This window comes from Neokomagataea anthophila (genome assembly GCF_018122595.1).
Classification (GTDB): domain Bacteria; phylum Pseudomonadota; class Alphaproteobacteria; order Acetobacterales; family Acetobacteraceae; genus Gluconobacter; species Gluconobacter anthophilus.
This window is the reverse complement of sequence record NZ_JAGRQH010000021.1, coordinates 1-1,931: the sequence shown is the minus strand read 5'-3', so window position 1 is coordinate 1,931 and position 1,931 is coordinate 1. Positions and strand designations below refer to the sequence as shown.

Genomic DNA, 1,931 nt, shown 5'->3' with positions numbered 1-1,931 from the left:
GCGCAGGGGCCAACCTTATTCGGGATCAATACACCTTATTCTCTCCGCATCTTGTCTCGATCATCCGCGAAGAACAAAACTTCATGGGCCTCAAGATGCACCTTGACCGCATGGTTGACGGGATTGTGCGTTCCGCTTTTGGGTCGGCTCAATTCTACGAAAAGCATCGTGCCATTGCTAAGGACGCCGCCGATAGTTTCGCCAATGAAGACCGCGACGAAGACCGTATGGGCGTTGATGGCGGTGAAAATCGCGTCATTGGTTTGCGCCGCATCGCTGCCGAAAACGGCGCGAAGGCTTACGCCCTCGCCTGCCTCGCACAAGGCGCATGTGCTGAATATGAAACCCTCATGGGCGAAGCATGGAAGCCCTACGTAAAGGACACAGGTCGCAGCTTGGCCCAAGGCGTTGCCGCAGCCCAAGCCGACGCTCTCGGCTTCTAATCATCGCGTGGGCCGCTTGCGCGGCCCGCCTTCTTCTTACGATCTCAAAAAGAGAGTCAGCACATGCAGGTTTCGTTGTATCAGGCTTTAAAAGACGTTAACATCAGCGACGAAAAAGCCGAAAAGGCCGTCAAAACGTTAGAGGGGTACATCACCGTGAGTATTGCCGATGCAACTGCTCCCATCATGATGAAATTGGACGCGATGGACGCGGCCAATAAAGCCCGCTTTGAAAGCATGGACGCCGCAAACAAGGCGCGTTTCGATAGTATCGAAAATTCTAACAAAACGCGGTTCGACAGCATCGAGCGGCGTTTCGATAGCTTTAAATGGACGTTCTCCGCTATCCTTACCGTTTGCAGCATTGGCTTGGCAGTGCTGAACTACTTTGTGAACCACCACTAAAACAACGGGCCGGGGAAGCGGGCCCGCCTTCCGGCGGGTCGTTCTTCCCCCAATGCTCGCCCCCCAAGGGGCTGCGCTACAGCCTTGCACGAACGTGCTCTCATTCTTCCCTCGTGATCGTGGAACGTGCTGCTCACGAAACGCACAAGACAAGCAACAATAAAGCCAAAACAGAAAAATAACGTGTGGAAGGCCGGGCAGCATAGGGGTGCTGGGCTGGCAAAGGGTGGGTCGCCATGCGTCCTCGCCCTACGGTCTGCGGGTCATGCCGATCCCGCCGCTACGCGCCGCCTTGGCCAGCCCAACCCCCCTATGCTTCGCCACATGAAGACATGAGTGATGAGAGTTAAGAAGTAAGAAGACGTAAAGCGCAAGACACGCCGCATCTTCTGACACCGAACGCTTTTCAAGGCGTCTCTCACGCTCATGGCCCTGCACACGTGCAGGGCTTTTTTGTCTTTAAAGCATGAGGAAAAAAGCGCGTGATCCTGACATTCGATAACGCAGCATTGCTAAAGCTGCTTCAACATTCCTTCGAGGCCCAAACGCGTAACCCTAACTTTGTTCAACTCGGGGATAAATCACTCCGCAAGCCGGGACAGACCCAAAAAGACTATGGTTCCCTTGATGACGTCGATCTCACAAAGGTTCCCCCCGGTTTATGGCTTGTGGGCGATGAAGGGGTCTATGTCATGTCCAATGGACTCCCAGCGTTGAAAAACGACGACAGTGGAACAGGCAGTGTGTGTGTTTACGCAAAGGAAGCCGACCCAACACGCAATGCCGAAGAAGCACGCATCGTCAAAGAAATGACGTTTGGGAGCGATGATGGTTGTGACTTCATGGAGGGAGAAGGGTTGCTTAGGCTGTTATTAGCGGCCCCTGATCGACCCTTGCGGGTGTCTCTGACACCAGATGCGATGACAATGACGATTTAAACATGCCCAGCACAGGACGGGCGGCCCTTCGGGTACGTATCGCTCTATTGCGCTAGGTGCCAAAGGCACCAAGCTCCACCAAGCCCCGCACGCGGGTCTTGGCCCTTACGGGTCACGGCTCACCCGCAGCGGGAGAGGGGAGAGG

3 protein-coding genes are annotated in these 1,931 nt (G+C 55.0%); all 3 read left to right on the top strand.

The window, feature by feature from the left end; translation table 11 throughout:
* On the top strand, positions 1-443 hold a 443-nt coding region (locus KB213_RS11925; RefSeq protein ID WP_211683443.1), incomplete at its 5' end, for a hypothetical protein.
* A 63-nt stretch (positions 444-506) separates the two neighbouring features.
* Entirely contained in the window at positions 507-848 is a 342-nt protein-coding gene (locus KB213_RS11920; protein ID WP_211683441.1) for a hypothetical protein, read from the top strand.
* A gap of 482 nt (positions 849-1,330) precedes the next feature.
* Positions 1,331-1,786, top strand: coding sequence for a DUF3085 domain-containing protein (locus tag KB213_RS11915; protein ID WP_211683439.1), 456 nt, complete (start codon positions 1,331-1,333; stop codon positions 1,784-1,786).
* The last annotated feature ends 145 nt before the right edge of the window (positions 1,787-1,931 follow it).

Excerpts from the sequence above, each read along its gene's own strand:
- KB213_RS11920 (WP_211683441.1), top strand. The coding sequence starts at position 507 with ATGCAGGTTTCGTTGTATCAGGCTTTAAAAGACGTTAACATCAGCGAC.